Below are 24267 nucleotides of genomic sequence, written 5' to 3' on the forward strand. Positions count from 1 at the left end.
ATGAACTCACCACGAATGGTTACCCACGCCGGTTTAACACTTAATCTGTCACAAATTAAATGCTTCAAACTTAACGGCTTTTCCACAATTGGAAAGCAAAACACGCTGGTTGTAGAATTCAAAACCCGCTATGGGTATATTGAAAATCCCCAAACAGGAAAATTTGAAAAGCAAGAGTACACAGAACATACAGAGATGGAATTTCCTGATTATGAAACTGCTGTAGTATTTAGAAATGAATGGGAAGAGATCTGGCAGGAATATTTGGATGAGCAGTCATGAAAAGGAATCCAGAATTAAAATCAGGATTCGGCATTAAATGACTGCCAACTGATACTGCGCACTGCATACTTCCTTAAATGCCTCTCAAAAATGACATTTTTGACACCTCTTTAAAAACCTGTTTCTAACAGATTAAACAATTCAGAAAACCTGCTTTATGAGAAAACTGAAACTCCCGTTGCTCCTCCTTTTGATGATCTTCCTTAGCGCCTGCGAACAGCAAAGTCCGGAACAATACAACACATTAGTAGCCGAAGCACGAAGTTTATACGCAGCAGGGGAATATCAGGAAGCTGGAACAACCTATTCCAGGGCTTTCAAGGGTTTAAAAGAAGAGGACAGTATTGCCCACAGGTATGAGGCAGCTTGTGCCCTGGCACGTGCAAACCAACAGGAGAAGGCTTTTGAACAATTGATCTTCATCTCAAAAAAAGGAAATTTCGCTGACCTGGGGCAGATCTCTACCGACCATGCATTCAGTTCCCTTCGCACAGATGAAAGATGGATTAGCATCCTGAATAGCGTAAGCGACAACAAAAAAGAAGCTGAAGCCGGGCTGGAGGAAGTAGCTTTACTTCTGGAAACCGTGTATTCCGATGATCAAAAATATCGGGTTGAAGCAGGAGAAATTCAGGAGAAGTACGGCCGGGATTCAGAAGAAGTAAAGGAGCACTGGGAACTCATTAACAAACAGGATTCTGTCAACCTCATTAAAGTGGAGCAGGTCTTGACGAAATACGGCTGGTTGGGAGCAGATCTCATTGGCCGAAATGCGAATTCCGCCTTTTTCCTCGTCATCCAGCATGCCGACCTTGAGACCCAGGAAAAATATTTACCCATGTTGCGGGAGGCAGTACAGAAAGGAGCTGCAAGTCCGCCAGATCTTGCCCTGCTTGAAGACCGGGTAGCGCTTAGACAGGGCAAAGAACAGATCTATGGCAGCCAGATAGGAAGGAATCAGGAAACGGGAGAATATTATGTCTCGCCACTCATGGATCCGGAAAATGTAAATCAAAGAAGAGCTGAAGTAGGATTAGGTCCTATAGAAGACTACATCTCCAATTGGGATCTCACCTGGGATGCAGAGGCTTTCAAAAATGGCAAAACCAGAGAATAAGACGAAACCCTTCCTGCGTCAGGGTGACAAAGGGTACTTGTTTGTCATTCCTACGAAGGAGGAATCCCATCCTGTTATTCGGTTGCTTTCATTGCTTACTCTGATGAGACCCTTCCTGCGTCAGGGTGACAAAAGTAATTGTTTGTCCCCTCCTGCGTCAGGGTGATAAAAGGGATTGTTTGTCATTCCGACGAAGGAGGAATCCCATCTTGTTATTCAGAATTTCCATTGTTTACTCAGATGAGACCCATCCTGCGTCAGGGTGACAAAGGGTACTTGTTTGTCATTCCGACGCAGGAGGAATCTCACCCCGTTATTCGGTGCTTCCATTGCTTACTCAGAGGAGACACAAGGGATTGTTTGTCATTCCGACGCAGGAGGAATCCCATCCTGTTGTTCAGTACTTCCATTGCTTACTCAGATGAGACACAAGGGATTGTTTGTCATTCCGACGAAGGAGGAATCTCATCTTGTTATTCAGTGCTTCCGTTCCTTACTCAGATGAGACCCTTCCTGCGTCAGGGTGACACAAGGGATGGTTTGTCATTCCGACGAAGGAGGAATCTCATCCTTTCATTCGGTGCTTCCATTGCTTACTCAAATGAGACCCTTCCTGCGTCAGGGTGACAAAGGGTACTTGTTTGTCATTCCGACGAAGGAGGAATCTCACCCCGTTATTCAGGGCTTCCATTGCTTTCTCAGATGAGAGCCTTCCTGCGTTAGGGTGATACAAGTGATCTTTTGTCATTCCGACGAAGGAGGAATCTCATCCTGTTGTTCAGAATTTCCATTGCTTACTCAGATGAGACCCTTCCTGCGTCAGGGTGACAAAGGGTACTTGTTTGTCATTCCGACGAAGGAGGAATCCCATCCTGTTATTCGGTGCTTCCATTGCTTACTCAGATGAGACACAAGGGATGCTTTGTCATTCCGACGAAGGAGGAATCCCATCCTGTTACTCAGGCTTCCATTGCTTACTCAGACGAGACCCTTCCTGCGTCAGGGTGACAAAATTGATGGTTTATCCCCTTCCTGCGTCAGGGTGACAAAGGGTACTTGTTTGTCATTCCGACGAAGGAGGAATCTCATCCTGTTGTTCTGCGTCAGGGTGACACAAGGGATGCTTTGTCATTCCGACGAAGGAGGAATCTCATCCTGTTGTTCTGCGTCAGGGTGACACAAGTGATTACTAAACAGAATCTATCCACTTTTCGAGCTCCTGGACCAACACGGGAACGGCTGGATAAAGCCGGGCCGGCAACACCTCTCTATTCTTCTCATCTGCGAAAGTTTTTTCTTACAACCCATATTTTCCAGGCATTATCAGCTAGTTGAAAGACATATTTTCACCGCTGAAAAGCCTTTTTCGAAGTTAAATTCTTATTAAAATTTTTCTGATTTTAGAATAGCATCTAAAATTTGCCGTTTTAAATCAACTAACAGCACTATAATGTGCGCTAAAATTAAAACAATGTCTTTCTTAAAAAATCTAAGACCAACTTTGTATTTCGTGATGTTCAGTGCCCTACTTTCCTGTTCAACAGATGATGACAATGTTGATACTGAAGGATCAGAGACTTATTCCACAGACATCTACTTGACCGATTCTCCAATAGACAATGCAGAGGTCACAGGAGTATTTGTAACCATTGCTGATGTAAAGGTGAATGGAACTTCAATTGATGGATTTTCCAAAACCACTATTGATGTTAGTACCCTAACAGAAGGCAGCACCCAGCTTTTGGGAAATATTGACCTGGAAGCGGGAACAACATCTAATGTTGTGCTGGTTCTCGACAATGAAACAGATGCCTCGGGAAATGCACCCGGCAGTTATGTCCTTACCAGCAGTGGAGACAAAAAAGCCTTGCTGACAGGTGAAAGCCAAATCAATATTAATGACAATGCTGAAATTTTTTCTTCCGGTGAGAATGAACTGGTCATTGATTTTGACCTGAGAAAAAGTATTCAGCAAAACGCAGAAAGCAATTACAGCTTTGTGAGCAATAGCCGACTTTCCAACAGCTTGCGTGTGGTCAACACCATTGAAGCCGGTACTATTACGGGAACAGTTTCGAATTCTACTTCCACAGGTGCCGATGCCGTAGTTGTATATGCTTACCGTGCGAACTCCTATAGTGAAAGTGAAATGCAAACCGATAACAATGGCGTAGCCTTTACAAATGCTGTAAGCAGTACCGCAGTTAGCAATTCTAATGGCGAATTCTCCCTACATTTTCTGGAAGAGGGCAATTATGAGCTGGTGTTTGCTTCCTATGAAGACACCGATAATGACGGGCGGTTAGAGCTGCAGGGAGAGTTACAAATGAATTTGACCGGGGATCTAAGCCTGAATGATATTCAGGTATCATCTAACTCTACAGTCAATTTAAACCTTGCTGTTGAAGGTTTACTTGACCTCTAGAAATTAAATAATATCGCAAGAAAGGCCGCTTTAAGGTTTACACTTTAAGCGGCCTTTTCTTTTTGGTATATATGAAGATTTTCCTCTGCTTTTGCCAAAGTTTTGACTAAAGACGCTTTAGGAAAAACATTGTCATATTTCCTCATTTTTGGAAGGAATTGATTGAGCCGGTTCAGGAATTTTGTAACAAATTATAGAAATTCCCTACTAAATAGTAAGAGCTCTTGAATAATTTCAAAAATCCATTCCGTGTTCAAAAACTATTTTCTGCCGCTCCTCCTTTCAGCAACTGTATTTCTTACTTCCTGCGAAAAAGAAGACAATGTTCCACAACCAGATTACTCCATTGGTTCTACTTCGCACTTCGAGCTGCTGGATCAACATGGGAACGGCTGGATAAAGCAGGGCAGGTATCAGCTTTCGGGAGCTCCTACCGCGGAGTTCCAATATTATGAGAACGGGTATATAAGAACGGCTAAGGTCTACGCCAGTTATCCGCAGCAGCACCTGTATATGGAAGTCAGCCGCAGTGAAGATAACAAGCCGCTCTGGTCCAAATACTATCATCCCGACGGCGCATTATGGTTCGAGACCGAATACAAGAACGGGCTTCCCTCGATCAAGAAGGTATATAGCGAGGCAGGTACTGCAATTCACACCTATACCGACGGGGAATTGAACAAGGTTGAATTTACAGCGGCCGATGGCAGCAGCAGCGTCACCACCACTTATAACCAGACCGGGGAAAACCGCAATGTGACAATTACCAGGAACGGGGAAACTGTTCTAGATGAAAATTACGCTTACCGGGAGCAGGTTGGCGCAGGAATTCACACAGCTAGTCATGTTCCCGCAGCGAATCCTTTTGGCGCAGCTGAACCCTCCTACTTCAGCCTTAATCAGTCGTTTTCCCAAAGTCCGTCCTGGGAAAACGCCGCCGACCCGATAGGATACATGTTTCCGTATCGTCTCTTCCATGAATTTTATTATCCGGGCAACTATTTCGCCACCAGGTTTGCTGTGAGCACAGAATTATACCAGTCGGTCATTGAACAGTACCCGGTAACCGAAAGAGGCGTATTGATAGGTGGTGGCAAATACGAGGACGGGTACGAAGCCTTTTCCAACAATTGGGCGGTACGGGATTCCCTGGCCAAAGTCTATGAAGCAGACCCGGAGCTGTACAAGCTGAAATACGGAAATGAATATATCGAAAAAGTAGGTTACGGGAAGATCTTCTTTGTAATTGGCGCCCTAAGAAACCTGCCTACCAACAGCGATGTCGCTGAGGACATTAAGACTATTGCCCGCAAAAAAATGGCGGCAATGATTGGCGGCAGCAGTGGAATCACCCGGGAGGAACAGGAAAAACTCGACCAGGTGTGGTTTGAAATAAAATTCTTCTCCACCCTAAAAGCACACAGAAATGGAGTGGTAATCACAGCTCCTGATGACTACGCCAACGCCCTTGAAGAAGTGAACACCGGGGAGCTATCGGTAATTCAGTTGAAATATACTTCGGTTGAAAATTTGTGATTGGTTAATGGTTAATGGTTATTGGTTAATGGTTATTGGTTAATGGTTAATGGTTAATTGTTAATTGTTATTTGTTATTAGTTAATTGTAAACTGCTAACTGCATATATTTAGTCCATTGATCATAGATCATTGTTTATTGATTTGATCATTGTAGACTGCCTACTGCTAACTGCTAACTGCCTCTTATTACTTCATTGTTTTATGATAATTGTTTATTGCTAATTGATCATTGGAATTTGGCGCTTGGAATTTGGAATTTAGACTTTCGTAAAACAAAAAAGCAGACTACCACCTAGCCTGCTTCTGAATATACGATCAATTATTTTCTTAGATCTTAAGCCAGTTTCCTTTTCACTACGCTGGAAATAGTTTTGCCATCGGCTCTGCCTGCGAGTTCCTTTGAGGCGGCGCCCATCACTTTTCCCATGTCCTGCATGCCGCTGGCACCGGTTTGTGCGATGATCTTTTCTACCTCGGCCTCAATTTCTGCTTCGCTCATTTGCTCCGGAAGGAAATTCTCTATCACAGCAGCCTGATCTAGTTCGGGTTGTGCCAGGTCTTCCCTGCCCTGCTCCTTGTAGATCGCGGCGCTCTCCTTGCGCTGTTTCACAAGCCGCTGCAAAAGCTTTAGTTCTTCATCTTCGCTTAAACCCTCCTTGCCCGAGGCATCTGTACGTGCCAGCAAGATCGCACTTTTCACTGCTCTAAGGGCTTCCAGTTTATTGCTGTCTTTAGCGCGCATGGCCTCCTTCATTTCTGCCATTACTTTGTCCTGTAAACTCATCTTAATTGGAATTTTGTTAGTACTGCGAAGATAACGAAATAGGCGGGAGCGGGAAGTACAAACATAAAAAAACCCGAAACCGGGGGGCTGGCTTCGGGCTTGTATAAAAGGGGACAAAAATTAATCTACATTGTCATGCAAAAAGGAATTGTTGGTCCTGAATCTCAGCTCATCATCCTCTCCTGTACCTAAAGTTGTGCGAGAGAGCTTTTCCTCTCCCGGTCTCGAGCTGTCAAGATCAATTCCCTGTCTCTTATAGGCGGGCTGTCTCTCGTACTCGTCAACCTTTGATAAATTATTCCTGAACTTGTAATTGAACTCTTTCATCTTCGCCTTTCTTTCGGCTGCTCTTTGCACCAGGCTTTCACTGATAGGGATGTTGAAAGGATCTACCTCTTCATCCTGTACCGGTTTTGCAACCTCAGGTTTTGGCGGTGTATTGTTCACCGGGGGCTGCGGCTGTACCGGCGCCTTTCTTAGTTCTGGCTCAACGGCAGGCTTCGGCTTTTCTACCGGCTTTGAGCTCTTAAGCATCTCCTCTACCTGCATATAGTCATCCAGCGAATAACGGGTGATCCCGTTATGGCTGTTCTTTGCCTGGGCAGAAAGTTCTTTTTTCTTTGCTTCGGCCTTGTCATCCATTTCTTCGGAAAGTGTGTGGACAATTCGCTCTTCTCTTGCCGGTTGCGGCTGCTCTTCTGCCCGTGGCTGCGCCTGCTCCTTTTGTTCAGAAGCTGTGTGCTTTGGCATGTCAAAAGTGAACATGAATTGCTGTTCCTGGGGTTCGGGCTTTACAACTTCCGGTTCCTGCACTTCCATTTCCCTTACGCTTTCAGTAATAATGAAATCGGGTTCCGGTTCTGGCTTTACTTCTTCATAAACAACATTCATTTCCTTTACCGCTGCAGAAGGCTGATTACTCTCCGGCTCTTCGTCAAGTTCTTCCTCTTCCAGGGAAAGCGTATGTACTATCTTTTTCTCTGGCGCAGCTGCAGGAGCCGGCCCGTCATATGCCGAAGAGGTCTTTTTAGGGGAGAGCTCATGCTCTGCCCTTTGTTCTTCCTCGAGCGTATGAATGATCTTTTTTGCTTCGGTATTTACGATCTCATTTTGCTGTTCCACATCAAAACCAGTTGCAATGATGGTCACAGAAATGGCGTCGTCAAGGCTTTCATCCTCGCCCACACCCATAATGATGTTGGCACTGTGCCCGGCTTCGGCCTGGATGTGGTCACTTATCTCTCCAATCTCGTCAATAGTGATTTCCTCAGATCCAGAAATGATAAGCAGCAACACATTTTTGGCTCCGGTGATCTTATTGTCATTCAGCAGGGGAGAATCAAGCGCCTTGGAAATGGCATCCTGAGCACGGTTTCCGCCAGATGCCTGTGCAGATCCCATTATAGCAGTACCACTGTTGCTAAGCACTGTCTTGGCGTCGCGCAAGTCAATGTTCTGCGTATAGTGATGGGTAATTACTTCGGCAATTCCGCGGGAGGCTGTAGCCAGTACTTCATCTGCCTTAGAGAATCCTGCCTTGAAACCAAGGTTGCCATACACCTCGCGTAATTTGTTATTATTGATCACAATTAGGGAATCCACATGCTTCCGCAGGTTTTCAACTCCCAGTTGTGCCTGTTCATTTCTAGTCTTGCCCTCAAACTGGAAAGGGATCGTAACGATTCCTACCGTTAGAATTCCCATATCCTTTGCCTGTTTGGCTATGATAGGTGCGGCTCCTGTTCCTGTACCTCCGCCCATCCCGGCAGTGATGAACACCATTTTTGTGTTGGTATCCAGAAGAGCGCGAATCTCATCAAAACTTTCCTCGGCGGCCTTGCGTCCCACTTCGGGATCTGCCCCTGCTCCCAATCCTTCTGTCTCTCTTACTCCAAGCTGAATCTTGTTAGGAACCGAACTATTTTCAAGTGCCTGGGCATCGGTGTTACAAATAACGAAATCTACCCCTTTTATTCCCTGCTGGAACATGTGGTTGATCGCATTGCTTCCACCTCCACCTACACCAATAACTTTAATAACGTTCGATTGATTCTTGGGGAGATCGAATGTAATGTTTCCGAATTCTGTGCTGCTCATAAATTCTGTTTTACTGGTTTTGTACTTCTATTATCTTTCTTTTTCATTCATATATTTTGCTGCCGATGGTCTTACTCGGCGTTGTCTAAAAAATCCTTGAATTTTTCAAACCATTTTTCAAATATTGTGCGTCGCGGCTGACTTATCGTAGTGGGTTCCTCCCGCTCTTCATCTTCGCCTGAAGGAACTGCAGTAGGCGTAGTGCCTGCAGCCGCAGCTTCCTCTACTTCTGCTTCCTCCTCCTCGGCGTAAGGATGCTTGCTGTTGATCTCCAGGCTGTTCAATACCAGTCCAACCGCCGTTGCGAACACAGGACTGGTAGTCTCTGCATCGCTGTCACCCGCCAAATGTTCGTTTGGATAACCTATCCTGGTATCCATGCCGGTAATGTATTCCACCAGCTGCTTGATATGCTTAAGCTGGGCGCCACCTCCTGTTAGGACGATACCCGCTATTAATTTCTTCTTTTGCTCCTCGTGCCCGTAATTCTTGATCTCCAGGAATACCTGGTCAATGATCTCCACTACCCTGGCATGAATGATCTTGGAGAGATTCTTTAAAGTGATCTCCTTTGGCTCCCTGCCACGTAATCCCGGGATCGAAACGATCTCGTTCTCCTTATTTTCTCCGGGCCAGGCCGATCCAAATTTTACTTTTAAAAGCTCTGCCTGTTTTTCAATGATCGAACAGCCTTCCTTGATATCTTCGGTGATCACTCCACCTCCAAACGGGATCACGGCGGTATGCCTGATGATGCCATCCTTAAAGATCGCAAGATCTGTCGTACCCCCGCCTATATCCACAAGCGCTACCCCGGCTTCCTTTTCTTCCTGGCTAAGCACCGCATTTGCCGATGCCAGCGGCTCAAGGGTCACTGCCGATAGCTCAAGGCCCGAGCTCTTCACACACCGGCCCACATTTCTTATCGAAGATACCTGCCCAACTACGACGTGAAAGTTTGCTTCCAAACGCCCACCGTACATTCCAATGGGTTCCTTGATCTCTGCCTGCCCGTCAACCTTGAATTCCTGCGGCAGCACGTGAATGATCTCCTCTCCCGGAAGCATTACCAGCTTATGTACCTGGTTGCAAAGCGTCTCAATGTCCGATGCATCGATGACCTCATCGGGATTGGGTCGGGTGATGTAGTCACTGTGCTGTAAGCTGCGAATGTGCTGCCCGGCAATTCCAACCACCACATCCTTTATCTTCATTCCGCTGTCTGCCTCTGCCTCCTGTATTGCCTGTTGTATGGACTGTATGGTTTGGGTAATGTTGTTCACTACCCCACGATGTACTCCTAAACTCTTTGCCTTTCCAATTCCAATAATCTCCATCTTACCGTAATCGTTCTTACGGCCAATCATGGCTACGATCTTAGTAGTTCCAATATCTAATCCTACTGCGATGTCGTTCTGTTCCATACTTTACTTTTTAGTGCATACAACCTGGTCTCCAAATTGTAAATCCACTTTTTCATATGCGTCAAGCTTCTTATCCTTCAATGCCTTTTGATAAAAAGCTTTAAAATTTTTAAACTTCAGTTCAATGTCCTTTACCTCGCCAAAAACCACGATGAAATCCAGCTTTCTCAGGTAGAGCTCATACTTTCCATCTTCCCTGCGCCGCAACTGGGTGATGTGGCGGGTAAGAAAATCATCTTTTGCAATAAAGTCCATCAGCGGGTAAACCTCCCGGAGATGGGCTTCCCCAACTCCTGTTAGCAATGGCACCCTGGCAGAATGGAATTCTGAAAGGGGCATTTTATCTCCCTGTCTGTCAATATAAAAGGGCGCACCTGCCATTACCCTGCCCAGGGGTTTTCTCTGTGTGATCGCCGCACCCATTTTTCCGTCAATACTTAGAAAAACCTCAGCGTTTTCAACCATGGGATGAGATTCCAGAAGGGTCTCCACCCTATTCAAATCTAAAGTTTCTTTACCTATACTTTTAACCCTTACCTCATTTTGTATTAACAATTTATTAACCGCTTCTTCAGTGAGATAGAGGTTTTCACTGTTGGTGAATTCAAGGTTTATTTCAGAAAGAACCCGCGTGTTATTGCGATTTTTAGCGAATGCAAATAAAAAGAACACCACGCCAATCACCAAGCCAGTTTTTATGTAATTCCAGTTAATTTTCACCTTGCAGTTCTTTTCTTATTTTTTCTACTTCGTCTCCAATATCTCCGGCGCCCATAAGCACCACAACCTCAGCATTTCTGCTCTTTATTGCTTCGGAAAGCTCCTCCTTTTGAACAAGCTGTTTTTTGTCATTTTTGACTAGCTGCAACAGCCATTCTGAAGTGATCCCTTCAATTGGCTTCTCTCTCGCCGGATAAATATCCAGCAACAGGAGGTCATCAAATTTTCCCAGGCTTTCAGCAAAAGCTTCAGCAAAATCTCTGGTACGGCTGAAGAGGTGCGGCTGAAAAACTGCGAGTACCCGCTTCCCCGGATGCATTTCACGCACTGCCTGGTGCACCGCAGCGATCTCGGCCGGGTGATGCGCATAATCATCTATCAGTACAAGATCTTCCCGCTTAATACGATAGGAGAACCTGCGCTGTACGCCTTTAAAAGAAGCTATGGCATTGGCAAGAAGCCCGGGGGGGGCACCGAACTCTATTGCCATTGCCAAAGCTGTGACTGCATTTTGTAAATTATGTTTTCCCGGCAGGCTTAGTTCAAAGCCCCCGTAAGTGTTTTCTTTTGTCCTGAGATCGAAGTGATAACTGCCATTTTTGACACTTATATTCACTGCGGCGATCTGGGCATCGTCATCTACGCCCACAGAGGTGCCAATTAAAGGCAGGCCGTTGGCATAGAACACTTTTCCGTCTTCGGGCACCAGGGCTGCGAAGGCTTTAAAGGATTCCTTGATCTGGGCGTCTTCCCCGTAAATGTCGAGGTGATCTGCATCCATGGAAGTGATTGCCGCCAGGTTAGGAGAAAGCTGCAAAAAAGAACGATCAAACTCATCGGCCTCTACCACCATTACCTCACTGCCGTCCATGATGAGATTGGAATGATAATTCTCTGCTATCCCTCCCAAAAATGCGGTGATTTGATATCCTGTTTCCTTGAGCAGATGTGCCAGCATGCTGCTGGTGGTGGTCTTCCCGTGGGTGCCGGCTACGGCCAGCGTAAAATGCCCTCGGGTAAGATTTCCCAGTACTGCGGCCCGCTTTTCCATAGTATAGCTGTCGGCTGTAAAATGCAGGTACTGCGCATGATCCTGCGGAATGGCAGGCGTATAAACGATCAATGCCTGCCGGTCTTGCAGAACTGCTGCTGGCAGGTCTTCTACGGCGCTTGAAGTAATAACTTCAATGCCTTCATGCTGCAGCTCACGCGTGAGCTGGGTATGGGCACGGTCATAACCCGAAACATGCTTTCCTTCCTTATGGAAATAGCGGGCAAGGGCACTCATGCCTATGCCTCCAATTCCAATGAAGTATATGTTCTGTATGTTATCGTAATGCCCCATTTATCTTCTTGTCTTCAATAGTTTTTCTACCTCATTCACGATATTGGCAGTAGCAAAAGGTTTTTCCAGCTGCTTGATGTTTTTCCCCAGGCTCTTCATCTTTTCTTCTGAAGCCAGCAACGGGAAAAATATGGACCTGAAGCCCTGTTCCAAATGGCTTTCTGAAAGGATCACTGCCGCATCTTTTTCGGCCACCGCCATGGCATTCTTGGTTTGATGATCTTCGGCCACGTTTGGCGACGGAATGAATACCACCGGCTTCCCAACTATGCACAATTCTGATACCGTACCTGCGCCGGCCCGTGAAATAATTATATCGGCTGCAGCATAGGCCAGATCCATTCTCTTCAAAAATGCGAAGATCTGCAGGTTTTCTTTTTCAGCATATTTGCTGTATTCTTCGTAATACAGGCTTCCGGTTTGCCAAAGCACCTGCACGTTCTCTCTCTCGAATTCCTTCAGGTTGTCTTCAATGAGCTGATTGATCTTCCTGGCTCCAAGGCTTCCGCCTAATACCAGTACTGTTTTCTTTTCGGGATCAATTCCGAAGAACTGCTGCGCCTCCCCGCGTTTTGAGGTAACGTCAAGCAGGTCCTGCCTTACCGGGTTTCCGGTCAATACAATTTTTTCCGCAGGAAAAAAGCGCTCCATGCCGGGATAGGCTGTACAGATACAGTTTGCTCCTTTGGCAAGTAATTTGTTTGTGATGCCGGGATAAGAATTCTGCTCCTGGATCAAGGTGGGAATATGTTCCCGGTTTGCCATTTGCAGTAAAGGTCCGCTGGCAAAACCACCGGTACCTATGACCACGTCTGGCTGAAATTTCTTGATAATGTCACGGGCTTTCCACAAGCTTTTTACAAGCTTGACCGGAAATAACAGGTTCTTTGCAGTTAACCGCCGCTGAATGCCACTAATCCACAGGCCTTCGATCTTGTAACCGGCCTCGGGAACTTTTTGCATTTCCATGCGGTCTTCGGCCCCTACAAAGAGGATCTCGCAGGTGGGATAGCGCAGTTTTAGTTCATTGGCAATGGAAATTGCCGGAAAGATATGTCCTCCCGTACCGCCACCCGAAATGATTACCCGTAACTGATTTGTCATATTGCCTCGCTTAAAATTTCCAGCGGATTATCCTCATCTGCCGGGGATTCTACTTTTTCCTGTTGTAGCTCCTCTTCCCGCTTTGCACTTACACTAAGCACCATGCCCAGGGCAAGACAGGTCATCCAGATGGATGATCCTCCACTGCTTATAAGCGGCAGGTTCTGGCCGGTAACGGGAAACAACTCTACAGCCACCGCCATGTTCACCAGCGCCTGGAAAACTATGGGCAGGCCTACGCCTATCACCAGCAATTTTCCGAAGATGGTATTGGCCTTGGTAGCCACAATAATGATCCTGAAAAATAACATGAGGTACGCGAGCATCACTCCTATCCCTCCTATTAGCCCCATCTCCTCAACAATGATCGCATAAATAAAATCTGATGACGACTGCGGAAGAAAATTTCGCTGTACACTCTTGCCAATGCCCTGCCCTGCAACACCTCCGCTGGCAATGGCGATCTTCGCATATTCTATCTGGTAATCTCCTTCAGTAACATCATCATTAGAAAAATTCTCCACCCTGCTAATCCAGGTGTCCACCCTGTTGGGAAACAGTCCGGGAAAAGCCTTGGCGGTGAGCATGAAGATCGAGAGGAAAATGATTCCCGCTCCTAAGATCGCACCTATGTACTTCAGCGGATATCCGCCAATGAATACTACCAGCAGAACCATCGCAAACAGGATGGCTGTGGTTGAAAAGTTTGCAGGCAATATAAGCCCTAACACCAGGGCAACAGGGACCCATAAAGGTAAAACGGACTGTTTGAAAGTGAAGGTTCTGTCTTTCATTTTTGCCATATATCGCGCTACATAAGTAAGCAGTACTACAGAGGCAAGCGTGGAAGTTTGAAAGGTCTTATTCAGAAAGGGAATTGTTACCCATCTACTGGCATTGGCCCCGTCTATCACCATTCCCTGGGATACGGTAAAGGCCAGCAGCAAAATGAGGATAGGCAGCACCAGGATGGAAAGGCCTACAAAATAATGATACGGCACCTTATGAACAAAGAACATGATGACAAAACCAAGGAAGAGATAGATAAAGTGATTTACCAGGTAAGGAAAAGTATTTCCGTCCCCATAAAGGTAAGCGAGATTACTACTGGCACTGTATACCGGCAAAAATGAGAATATCGCCAGTAATCCAGCCGAAGCCCAGATCGTTTTATCACCTTTTATCCTTGAAAAAAATCCTGTCATTTATTCCCTTTTTTGACACCTGTGTTTTACAGCTTTCTTACTGCTTCTTTAAATTGTCTCCCCCTGTCTTCATAGTTCTGGAACAGGTCAAAGCTCGCACATGCGGGCGACAGCAATACTGCATCGCCTCTTTCGGCCAGTTTGTATGCCTGCTTTACCGCGTCTTCCATTGACTGGGTTTCGAAAATGAGATCCACACAATTTCCAAATGCTTCAATGATCGGCTGGTTATTCACGCCCAGGCAAACTATGGCTTTCACCTTTTCGTTCACCAGTGGTAAAAGCTCTGCGTACTCATTGCCTTTATCTACACCTCCAACTATCCATACAGTTTCGGTATCCATGCTCTCTAAAGCATAGTAGGTGGCGTTTACATTTGTAGCCTTGGAATCATTGATGTACTGTACATTGTTGATCTTAAGCACCTTTTCAAGGCGATGTTCCACCCCTTGAAAACTTTCCATGCTCTGTCTTATAGTCTCTTTTCTAATGCGTAATAATTGTGCAACTGTAGCTGCTGCCATTGCATTCTTGGCATTGTGTTTTCCTTCTAAGGTTAAATTGGATGTTGGCATGGTCAATTCTGAATTATCTGTGCGAATAATAAGTTGTTTGTCTTTTATAAAAGCTCCCTGTTCTAACTCCTCCCGAAGGGAAAAGGGCAATTTCTGTGATTGAATGGGATTCTCCTGCAGCCATTTCATGATCACAGGATCATCTGCATCATATATGAAATAGTCTTTTTCTGTCTGGTTTTTTACGATCCTGAACTTACTGGCGATATACTGGTTGAAGTCATGCCTGTATCTGTCCAGATGATCTGGGGTTATATTGGTTAATACTGCAATATGTGGCCGGAATTCTTCTATCCCGTCCAGCTGAAAGCTGCTAAGCTCCAGCACAAAATGATCTGCATTGGTCTGGGCTACCTGCTTGGCGAAGCTCTGCCCTACATTTCCTGCCATCCCTACGTTAAGTCCGCCGTCCTTTAGCAGGTGATGTGTAAGCATGGTTGTAGTGGTTTTGCCGTTGCTCCCCGTGATCCCTACAAGCACTGCATTTGTAAAGCTGTATGCAAATTCGATTTCCGAGATCACTGGAATTCCTTTGCCTCTTAACCGGCTAACCAGCGGTGCATCATCGGGTATTCCCGGACTTTTCATAACCAGGTCGGCCTGCATGATCTTTTCTTCGGAATGCTGTCCATCTTCCCAGGCTATTCCATGCTCTTCCAGTTGTATCCTGAATTTCTCTGCAATCTTGCCCCGGTCTGAAACAAACACGCGGAAGCCTTCCTTTTTACCCAGGATGGCTGTACCCACGCCGCTTTCCCCTCCGCCAAGAATGACGAGGAAATTGCGCTCTGTATTTTTTGTGCCTTGAAACATTATCTTATCTTCAGGGTTACTATAGTTACAATGGCCAGAAAAATTCCAATGATCCAGAATCTCACCACGATCTTGCTCTCGTGAAATCCTGCCTTTTGAAAATGGTGATGTAAAGGCGACATCAGGAAGATCCTTCTGCCTTCACCATACCTTTTTCGGGTGTATTTGAACCAGCCTACCTGCATTACCACAGAAAGGTTTTCAATAAGAAATACACCACACAGAATGGGGATCAATAATTCTTTTCTCGTTGCCAGAGCCAGTACAGCTATGATTCCGCCAATGGTAAGACTTCCCGTATCTCCCATAAATACCTGGGCAGGAAAGGTGTTGTACCACAGGAATCCAACCAGCGCTCCCGCAAATGCCGAAATATAAATGGTCATTTCTCCCGTTCGGGGGATGTACATTACATTCAGGTAATCTGAGAATACGATGTTCCCCGATACCCACGCAAAGATCCCGAGCGTAAGCACAATGATCGTTGATGTACCCGCAGCAAGTCCGTCAATACCATCGGTGAGATTGGCCCCGTTAGAGACCGCGGTCACGATGAAGATGACTATAGGTATAAAGATCAACCACGCGTACTGCGCATATCCCGGATTGATCCAGGAAATAAGGCTCGCATAGTCGAATTCGTTGTTCTTTACAAAAGGAATGGTTGTCTTGGTCGACTTTTCTTCCGCAGAAGTCACCACAGGATTTGCTGCCGAAGAGATCATCTCTACCGACTGCCCCGAGCCCGGCAACTGCGGATTCTCATTAATAGTAATATCGGGGTGAAAGTAAATTGTGGCGCCCACAATGATCCCAAGGCCTACCTGTCCTACCACCTTAAAAATGCCTTTTAGACCTTCCTTGTCTTTTCTAAAGGTCTTGATATAATCATCCAGAAACCCGATAGCGCCCATCCACAGCGTGGTGACGATCAACAGGATCACATAGACGTTGTTGAGCTTTGCGAGCAAAAGAACCGGAATAAGCGTAGCCAGGATGATAATGACTCCTCCCATGGTTGGCGTTCCTGCTTTTTGCGTTTGTCCTTCCAGGCCCAGGTCTCTCACGCTCTCTCCAATCTGTTTCTTCTGAAGGTAATTGATGATCCTTTTTCCATAAATGGTCGAAATTCCCAAAGACAGGATAATTGCCATGGCCGACCTAAAGGAGATGTATTGATAAAGTCTCTCCCCCGGAAAGGTGTAGGCGTCTTCTAAATATTCGAACAGATGGTATAACATATGCTTAGGCTTCTTCTCCTGGAGAAATTATTTTTTTAGTTCTTTTAGATATTCACTCACAATCCTGAAATCATCGAAATCCTTCCTCACGCCATTGATCTCCTGGTAGGTCTCATGGCCTTTCCCGGCTATCAAAATGATATCGTTCTTGTTGGCGAGCTGGCAGGCCGTCTTAATTGCCTGGAGCCTGCTGGTAATTGACATTACTTTTTTGAAATTCTGCGGCTCCACCCCTGCTTCTACTTCTTCTATAATTTTGTCTGGATCTTCTGTTCTTGGGTTATCACTGGTAAACACCACTTTAGTGCTCAAAGCCGAGGCAATGTGTCCCATTTTTGGCCTTTTTGAGCGGTCACGGTCTCCTCCACATCCTACAACTGTGATCAATTCCTCATTTTTGGTCCTGATGCTGTTAATGGTTTCCAGCACATTCTGCAAAGCATCGGGGGTATGTGCGTAATCTACTATGGCCGTGATCTTGCCTTCAGAAATGTAGTACTGGAACCTTCCGCTTACTGCATTGAGTTCGCTGATGTGCTTCAGGCTTTCCAGCGTTCCCAGTCCAAGCAGATCTGAAGCTGCATAAATTGCGAGCACGTTATAGGCGTTGAAGTTACCTATGAGCTTGGTCCACACTTCCTGCTCATTGATCTTCAGCAGCATTCCGCCGAAACCATTTTCCAGGATCTGCGCCTTATAATCGGCAACCGATTTAAGAGCATAGGTGTATTTCTTTGCTTTTGTATTCTGAAGCATCACGCTTCCATTCTTATCATCACCATTGGTCAAGGCAAAAGCTGAAGCAGGAAGCTGGTCAAAAAAGGCTTTTTTGACATCCCTGTATTCAGCGAAACTATTGTGGTAATCCAGGTGCTCGTGCGTGAGATTTGTAAAGATCCCACCGGCAAATTTCAATCCAGTAGTACGATGCTGGGCAATGCCGTGAGAGCTCACTTCCATAAAGCAGTATTCCACGCCTGCCTCGTTCATTTTCTTTAAATAAGCATTGATGGTTAGGGAATCTGGAGTGGTGTGCGTGGCAGGAAATTTCTCTTCGGCCACCAGCACCTGTACGGTAGAAAGCAATCCAACTTTAAAGCCGGCTTTGGTGAAGAGCTGGTAAAGCAGAGAAGCCACTGTAGTTTTGCCGTTTGTGCCTGTAACCCCTACCAGCTTCAGGTTTGCTGAAGGATTTTCGTAGTAATTATCGGCCATAAAAGCCAGGGCCTGCTGCGCATTCTTCACCTTCACATAGGTTATACCATTAACAGTGTTCTTTGGCATCTCCTCACAAATGATCGCAAGCGCCCCCTGTTCCACAGCTTTATCTATAAATACATGCCCATCTGCCTGTGTTCCCTTAATAGCTACAAATACATCATTGAAGCCAACCTTGCGAGAGTCAAAATGGATCTCATTAATGGCAATGTTGGTATTTCCAACCACGGCTTCCAACGAAACTCTGTATAATATGTCTTTTAAATAATTCAACTCAGTTTCAATTTGATCACTAAATTATCTGCCACCTCAGTTCCCGGTGCCACAGACTGCTGACTCACCTCTCCATCGCCGGAGAGTTCATATTTTACCCCCAGGTTTTCCAGCAGGGAAACAGCATCCATGGCAGGCATACCTGTAAGATCTGGCACCACCTCCTTGAGGTTACGGGCAGCAGCGTAATATTTTTCGTAGTTTTTCTCGATAATAGGATTCGTAGTCTCCAGGCTCTCGAACTCGTCAAGCACCGGTGTATCTGTAAAGATCTTTTGCGCAATTCTTTTGAACACAGGTCCGCTAACATCTGCGCCGTAATAACCCACTTTGTTATTTGGTTTATGAATGACTACGATGCAGGAGTACTTCGGATTTTCGACAGGAAAGAAACCAACGAAAGAAGAGATGTACTGTCGATTCTGAGCCCAACCTTCTTTCCAGTATTCAGTTTGTGCAGTTCCGGTCTTTCCCGCCATTGAAAAATTTTCTTCGTAGAGGCTTTTCCCTGTTCCACGTTCCACGACATGCTTCAGCATATCTGTAACTTTCGCTACAGTTTCGGGACTGCAGATCTGTGGGTCTATGACCTTCTTTTCAAATTTCTCTATCGTTTTGTCCCACTCCTTTACCTCTTTGATGAATCTTGGCTTGACCATTTCCCCGCCATTGGCTATAGCATTATAAAAGGTAAGGGTTTGTAAAGGAGTGATCTGTATACTTCCATACCCATAAGCCATCCACGGAAGAGACAATCCAGACCAGGTCTTGTCACCCGGAGTGGGGATATAGGGTGTACCTTCGCCTTTTATAGCTAGCCCCAGGCTCTCGTCAAGATGCATGCGGGTGAGCCCGTCCACAAATTTCTTCGGTTGATCCTTATAGTTGTCATAGATCAATTTCACGATCCCCACATTTGAAGAAACCTCAAAAGCTTCGGCCGCAGATATCTTTCCGTAGCCACCACGTTTGGAATCCCTTACTTTTCTTCTGTGGATCACCATTTCTCCATTTTCTGTATCTACAACCGTACTGGTATCGATCACCTTGTCTTCAAGGGCAACCACCATGGCCATAAGTTTAAAGGTAGATCCCGGTTCATGAGCCTCGCCTACTGCGTAGTTGAGCTTTTCGAAATAAGTACCCTTGGAGGTCCGCCCTAGATTGGAGATTGCCTTCACTTCGCCTGTGGCAGTTTCCATTACGACTACAGAGCCATGATCTGCCTCATATTTTTCCAGTTGCTGCAGCAGGGCATGATGCGCAATGTCCTGGATCTTTACATCTATGGTGGAGATAAGGTCGTATCCGTCTTTTGGCTCCACTTCATTGTTGTCGCTGATAGGCTTCCACTGGCCTTTCGCAATTCTTTGCTTTAAACGCTTGCCTTCCTTTCCTCTCAGATAAGGACCAAAAGCTCCTTCCAGGCCAACCCGGGTGTAATAACCGCTGTCGTCCTGCCGCTCATAACCCACGGTACGTTCTGCCATAGACCCCAGCGGATGTTCCCTAACGGTACGTTGTTCCACGATGATCCCGCCGCGATTCGAACCCAGCTTGAACATAGGGAAGTTCTTTACCCTGATGTACTGAGAATAACCAAGATTCCTGGCGATCAATAAATATCTGTGCTTGTTTGCCCTGGCGGTGCGAAGTTTCTGCACCCAGTGCGAAGAGGAATTGCCAAACATCTTTGACAACTCATCGGCCAGCGGCCTTACATTTTCGTTGAAATTCTTATCTGAAACCGTTACTGCATCAAACCTGATATCGTACTTTGGAATGGAGGTCGCCAGCAGGTTACCGTTCGCGTCATAAAGATTGCCACGGTTCGCCGGAATAACAAAGTTGCGATAAGTACGCTGCTCGGCTATTTCCTGGTATTTTTCACCCTCTACGATCTGGATATTGAGCAACTTTCCGCCAACTGCAATTGCGAACAAGAACATGCAGACTGCCACAAAGTAGATGCGGTACAATATGTGCTTTTCGGTCGTTGCCATTTGGCCTTATTGATTTTCTTTAACTACAATTTTCGTGGGAGGCACATCTGAAGGTTTTATCCCCCGCTCAACCATCCTCCTGGTAATGGTCGATTCCATTTTCAGCTTCATAAGATTCGACCTGCCATCAAGGAATTGAGTTCTCAATTCCAGGACCTCGTCATTAAGCTTTGCAATTTCATGCACCTTTTGCTCTGCACTGTGAGAACTGCCAATCATAAAGATCGCCAGCAGGGTACAGAAAAGGATAAAACGCCAGTTGTTAAAGGCGTCGTTGCTTATTAAAAATTTTCCTTTGAGTATGTCGTAAAAGCTCTCTTTCATTCTTCAGTTCTTTCAGCTATACGCAGTCTCGCGCTACGGGCGCGGTTATTTCTTTTTATCTCTTCAGAAGATGGCACGATCATCTTTCCGACCTTCTTGAAGGGCACAGAAATATTTCCGTAGAAATCCTTTTCGGGCTCCCCTTCAAACATGCCACTTCTTATGTACCTTTTTACCAACCTGTCTTCAAGCGAATGGTAGGAAATAAGGCTTAGCCTGCCCCCCGCATTCAAAAGACCTTCGGTTTGCAGCAAGAACTCCTTTAGAGCCTCGATCTCCTGATTCACCTCGATCCTGATAGCCTGGTAGATTTGCGCGAGGATCTTATGCTCTCTTCCCATGGGAAGAAATGGCTGCAGAATTTCCTTGAGCCGCTCGCTTGTTTCGATCTCTCCTTCCTTGCGTGCAGAGATGATGGTGCGTGCGATCTTTGGAGCACTTCTTAATTCGCCATAATTGAAGAGTACAGCCCTTAGCTGCTTCTCTTCATAATTATTGATAACCTCAAAAGCACTTAAAGAACTTTGCTGATTCATTCTCATGTCCAGCCTGGATTCGAATCTTGTGGAGAAACCGCGTTCTGCCACATCAAACTGGTGGGAAGAAACTCCGAAATCTCCTAAAATACCATCAACTTTTCTCACTCCGTAAAACCTCAGGAAGCGTTTGATGAACCTGAAGTTCTCATTGATGAGCGTAAACCGCCCATCATCGATCTTGTTCGCCAGAGCATCCTTGTCCTGGTCAAAAGCAAAGAGCTTCCCATTGGGGCCCAGCCGATTGAGAATTTCACGGGAATGACCTCCCCCTCCAAAAGTGACATCTACATAAACCCCCGCCGGCTGAATATTAAGGCCGTCGACAGTTTCATCTAGCAACACCGGATTATGGTAGCTCATTTATTCCGTTTTTATTTCCCATTACACGTTCGGCTAAGGCAGCAAATTCTTCGGGCGGAGTATCTATGGATTTCTCATAAAGCTCCTTATCCCAAATTTCCACCTTGTCTATTGCAGAGTTGATCACCACCTCTTTCTCTATCTTCGCCACTCTTACAAGATCTTTAGGGATCAACAATCTCCCGTTGGTGTCTACCTCGACAATTTTAACACCAGCTGTGAACATTCTTATAAAATCCACATTCTCCTTTACAAACCGGTTAAGGGCCCCGATCTTCTCCATTTCCTTATTCCATTGCTCCATGGGATACAACTCCAAACAAGGATTAAAAACAGACCTCTTGAGCACAAAACCATCCTGCAGAATTGGTACGAGCTGCTTCTTCATAGGCGCAGGAACCATGAGCCGGCCCTTAGCGTCTACCTTACATTCATATGTACCAATGAGATTTACCACTGCTGTAGTTTAAGATTCAAATATATTGAAATTTAAACCACATTTTACCACTTTTTACCACATTGTTGATAAATTTTCCACATTTACACCATGGAGCGCCTATAAAACCAACTGCTTGAAGCACTTTTAGTTGTGAGAGAAATTTGTTAAGAAAATTTCCGGAATCTGTTCGGCGTGATGAGCAGAAATGTGAAAATTCGAAGCGCAAAAATTATGGCAGCTTCTGTAAAATCTATATACTTGTAGGGAAATCACTATATTTGCGAAGCTAACAGCAAAGGCATCAATGGAAAACAATTTAAGGGAAGAAGGCAAATTCAAGTATGTGGAGGCGGGTGAAGGAACACCTATTATTATTCTTCATGGATTGATGGGGGGATTGAGCAATTTTGAAGGCGTTTCAACCTTTTTCCCAGCAAACGGATATAAGGTGGTTTTATTGAAATTACCTCTTTATGAGCTTTCTCTTTTAAAGACAAGTGTCGCCACTTTCGCAAAATTTCTTAAAGAATTTATTGATCACAAGAAGTACGAGAAGGTGATCCTTCTTGGTAATTCTCTTGGCGGACATATTGCCCTGCTCTGCACCAAGCTTTATCCTGAATCTGTTAAGGCCCTGGTGATCACCGGTAGCTCTGGGTTGTACGAAAGTGCAATGGGAGAAAGCTATCCAAAAAGAGGAGATTACGACTATATTCGGAAAAAGGCCGAAAATGTTTTTTACGACCCTAAGATCGCTACCAAAGAAATTGTTGATGATGTTTTTGAAACGGTCAACGATCGCAATAAGCTCATCAAGACCCTGGCCATTGCAAAGAGCGCCATTAGGCACAACATGTCCAAGGACCTTCCTAAGATGCTCACTCCCACCTGTATCATCTGGGGGCGCAATGACAACGTAACACCTCCCGAGGTAGCCGAAGATTTTCACAGGCTCCTGCCCGATTCTGACCTGTACTGGATAGAAAAATGCGGACACGCTGCCATGATGGAACATCCCGAGCCTTTTAATGAAATTCTCTTCCGCTGGTTAACTGCCAGGAAGCTATAAGACCACCATGAAAATCAAGTCGGCCGAATTTGTTATCAGCAATTCTGACGTTTCCAAATGTCCGGATTCGAAGTTGCCTGAATATGCCTTTATTGGTCGCAGTAATGTGGGGAAATCTTCTTTGATCAACGCCCTTACCAATCGCAAGGATCTTGCAAAAACTTCTGGTCGCCCCGGAAAAACGCAGCTCATCAATCATTTCCTTATCAACCAGAGCTGGTTTCTTGTGGATCTTCCGGGATATGGTTACGCCCGGGTCTCTAAAACAGCGAAAAAGACCTTTCAGAAGTTCATCACCCAGTATTTTGAAAAAAGAGAACAGATGATCTGTGCTTTTGTCCTTATTGACAGCCGACACAAACCTCAGCCTGTGGATCTGGAATTCATGACCTGGCTGGGAGAACATCAGGTTCCGTTCTGCATCATCTTTACAAAAGCCGACAAGATGAAACCCAAGGCTTTAGAAAGGAACATCAATGATTACCAGGCCGAAATGCTCCAGACCTGGACAGAGATGCCACAGTATTTCGTCACCTCCTCGGCAAACGGAACAGGTCGCGAAGAAGTACTCGCTTATATTCAAAGCATCAACGAAAACCTTCTCTTAGAACAATAGTTTAAACTGAACTTCCCTGATTAGTGTTGACCGGTTTTATCCATTAATTTTCATTATCAAAAATAGTAACTACTGGTCTTTCTTCTGGTTTGAGTGTTGACCAATAATTAATAAACTCTTCAGGGTTTCTTTTTTCTAAGTGATTGTGTGATCTTTTATTATTATAGTTTTTCACTGCCTTGTTCACTTGGTTCTTAAGCTGACTAAAAGATTGTGGCTTCCAGTGATCCAGATATTCTTCTTTTATTGTTCTGTTAATTCTTTCGGCATAAGCATTATCCTGTGCACTTAAAGCCATACTAATAGTAGTTGTATTAGCTTTTAAAAGATCAACATAAGATTTATAAGTATACTGGCTTCCTCGATCTGAGTGGTGGATCTTTGGAGCTTTATTGTCTTTTAAAGCCATTTTTAAAGCCTTTATGTTAGCTGTTCCTCTCATATTATCAGAGACCTCATAGCCAATTATTTTCTTGGTATAGACATCTATAATAAAGACTGCATAATAAAATTTATCTCCTACTTTGTAATAAGTAATATCACTTTGCCACACCACCGAAGGTGCATTGATCTCTATACCTTTAATTTTATTTGGGTAGTAGATCTTGCCGGCAATAGTGGTTCGTCTATAATTCTTTTTTCTTTTGAGACGGAAACCTAACTGCATAAAAGTCTCTACAAAACGATCTCTCCCAATAAAATCAGGCTTTAGAGTATGGTACATTTTCTCCACCCCACAACCTGGATGGTCTCTAC

21 protein-coding genes are annotated in these 24267 nt (G+C 45.2%); 6 read left to right on the forward strand and 15 right to left on the reverse strand.

The genetic code is table 11. The features are described from left to right. The 4 genes from HC175_RS03405 (at position 1) to HC175_RS03420 (ending at position 5360) form a co-directional block, all read left to right on the forward strand. Complete coding sequence (locus HC175_RS03405) at positions 1 to 282, forward strand: hypothetical protein (RefSeq protein ID WP_168137079.1); 282 nt, start codon at positions 1 to 3, stop codon at positions 280 to 282. Positions 283 to 439: 157 nt separating this feature from the next. Further along, complete coding sequence (locus HC175_RS03410) at positions 440 to 1399, forward strand: DUF6624 domain-containing protein (RefSeq protein ID WP_168137080.1); 960 nt, start codon at positions 440 to 442, stop codon at positions 1397 to 1399. 1471 nt (positions 1400 to 2870) lie between these two features. After that, positions 2871 to 3824: a DUF4382 domain-containing protein gene (locus HC175_RS03415; RefSeq protein WP_168137081.1), complete on the forward strand. Its 954-nt coding sequence runs from the start codon at positions 2871 to 2873 to the stop codon at positions 3822 to 3824. A 249-nt stretch (positions 3825 to 4073) separates the two neighbouring features. Continuing rightward, positions 4074 to 5360, forward strand: coding sequence for a hypothetical protein (locus HC175_RS03420; RefSeq protein ID WP_168137082.1), 1287 nt, complete (start codon positions 4074 to 4076; stop codon positions 5358 to 5360). 336 nt (positions 5361 to 5696) lie between these two features. Here HC175_RS03420 and HC175_RS03425 read toward each other — a convergent pair whose 3' ends face one another. From HC175_RS03425 to mraZ, 14 genes are all read right to left on the reverse strand, one after another. Continuing rightward, positions 5697 to 6146: a GatB/YqeY domain-containing protein gene (locus HC175_RS03425; RefSeq protein WP_168137083.1), complete on the reverse strand. Its 450-nt coding sequence runs from the start codon at positions 6144 to 6146 to the stop codon at positions 5697 to 5699. A 120-nt stretch (positions 6147 to 6266) separates the two neighbouring features. After that, on the reverse strand, positions 6267 to 8243 hold the full coding sequence (gene ftsZ / locus HC175_RS03430) for a cell division protein FtsZ (RefSeq protein ID WP_168137084.1): 1977 nt from the start codon (positions 8241 to 8243) through the stop codon (positions 6267 to 6269). A 71-nt stretch (positions 8244 to 8314) separates the two neighbouring features. Continuing rightward, positions 8315 to 9667 carry a cell division protein FtsA gene (ftsA, locus tag HC175_RS03435; RefSeq protein ID WP_168137085.1) on the reverse strand — a complete coding sequence of 451 codons (1353 nt, stop codon included), beginning with the start codon at positions 9665 to 9667 and terminating at the stop codon, positions 8315 to 8317. A gap of 3 nt (positions 9668 to 9670) precedes the next feature. Further along, on the reverse strand, positions 9671 to 10387 hold the full coding sequence (locus tag HC175_RS03440) for a cell division protein FtsQ/DivIB (protein WP_168137086.1): 717 nt from the start codon (positions 10385 to 10387) through the stop codon (positions 9671 to 9673). Next, positions 10377 to 11732, reverse strand: a complete 1356-nt coding sequence (gene murC / locus HC175_RS03445) for a UDP-N-acetylmuramate--L-alanine ligase (protein ID WP_168137087.1) — start codon at positions 11730 to 11732, stop codon at positions 10377 to 10379. Before murC ends, HC175_RS03440 begins: the two co-directional genes overlap by 11 nt. Continuing rightward, positions 11733 to 12836: an undecaprenyldiphospho-muramoylpentapeptide beta-N-acetylglucosaminyltransferase gene (gene murG, locus HC175_RS03450; protein WP_168137088.1), complete on the reverse strand. Its 1104-nt coding sequence runs from the start codon at positions 12834 to 12836 to the stop codon at positions 11733 to 11735. After that, on the reverse strand, positions 12833 to 14041 hold the full coding sequence (locus HC175_RS03455) for an FtsW/RodA/SpoVE family cell cycle protein (protein ID WP_168137089.1): 1209 nt from the start codon (positions 14039 to 14041) through the stop codon (positions 12833 to 12835). The genes murG and HC175_RS03455 overlap by 4 nt, the downstream gene beginning before the upstream one ends. A gap of 26 nt (positions 14042 to 14067) precedes the next feature. After that, positions 14068 to 15429: a UDP-N-acetylmuramoyl-L-alanine--D-glutamate ligase gene (gene murD / locus HC175_RS03460; RefSeq protein WP_168137090.1), complete on the reverse strand. Its 1362-nt coding sequence runs from the start codon at positions 15427 to 15429 to the stop codon at positions 14068 to 14070. Continuing rightward, positions 15429 to 16670 (reverse strand): phospho-N-acetylmuramoyl-pentapeptide-transferase, encoded by a 1242-nt coding sequence (mraY, locus tag HC175_RS03465; RefSeq protein ID WP_168137091.1) that lies wholly within the window; start codon positions 16668 to 16670, stop codon positions 15429 to 15431. The genes murD and mraY overlap by 1 nt, the downstream gene beginning before the upstream one ends. Before the next feature lie 27 nt (positions 16671 to 16697). Beyond that, positions 16698 to 18161: a UDP-N-acetylmuramoyl-L-alanyl-D-glutamate--2,6-diaminopimelate ligase gene (locus HC175_RS03470; protein ID WP_168137092.1), complete on the reverse strand. Its 1464-nt coding sequence runs from the start codon at positions 18159 to 18161 to the stop codon at positions 16698 to 16700. Further along, entirely contained in the window at positions 18158 to 20164 is a 2007-nt protein-coding gene (locus HC175_RS03475; RefSeq protein ID WP_168137093.1) for a penicillin-binding protein, read from the reverse strand. Before HC175_RS03475 ends, HC175_RS03470 begins: the two co-directional genes overlap by 4 nt. A gap of 6 nt (positions 20165 to 20170) precedes the next feature. Beyond that, on the reverse strand, positions 20171 to 20488 hold the full coding sequence (locus HC175_RS03480; RefSeq protein WP_168137094.1) for an FtsL-like putative cell division protein: 318 nt from the start codon (positions 20486 to 20488) through the stop codon (positions 20171 to 20173). After that, complete coding sequence (gene rsmH, locus HC175_RS03485) at positions 20485 to 21387, reverse strand: 16S rRNA (cytosine(1402)-N(4))-methyltransferase RsmH (RefSeq protein WP_168137095.1); 903 nt, start codon at positions 21385 to 21387, stop codon at positions 20485 to 20487. Before rsmH ends, HC175_RS03480 begins: the two co-directional genes overlap by 4 nt. After that, positions 21374 to 21844 (reverse strand): division/cell wall cluster transcriptional repressor MraZ, encoded by a 471-nt coding sequence (mraZ, locus tag HC175_RS03490; protein ID WP_168137096.1) that lies wholly within the window; start codon positions 21842 to 21844, stop codon positions 21374 to 21376. Before mraZ ends, rsmH begins: the two co-directional genes overlap by 14 nt. Before the next feature lie 286 nt (positions 21845 to 22130). Between mraZ and HC175_RS03495 the strand changes: the two genes are divergently transcribed. Together HC175_RS03495 and yihA are read left to right on the forward strand one after the other, a co-directional pair. Continuing rightward, positions 22131 to 22895, forward strand: coding sequence for an alpha/beta fold hydrolase (locus tag HC175_RS03495; protein ID WP_168137097.1), 765 nt, complete (start codon positions 22131 to 22133; stop codon positions 22893 to 22895). A 7-nt stretch (positions 22896 to 22902) separates the two neighbouring features. Next, the gene (yihA, locus tag HC175_RS03500; RefSeq protein WP_168137098.1) at positions 22903 to 23511 is read left to right on the forward strand and encodes a ribosome biogenesis GTP-binding protein YihA/YsxC; all 609 of its coding nucleotides are present in this window, start codon (positions 22903 to 22905) and stop codon (positions 23509 to 23511) included. 43 nt (positions 23512 to 23554) lie between these two features. Here yihA and HC175_RS03505 read toward each other — a convergent pair. Then, positions 23555 to 24267, reverse strand: a 713-nt coding sequence (locus HC175_RS03505) for an IS3 family transposase (RefSeq protein ID WP_168137099.1), incomplete at its 5' end; no start/stop codon positions are given.

This window comes from Salinimicrobium oceani (assembly GCF_012037645.1).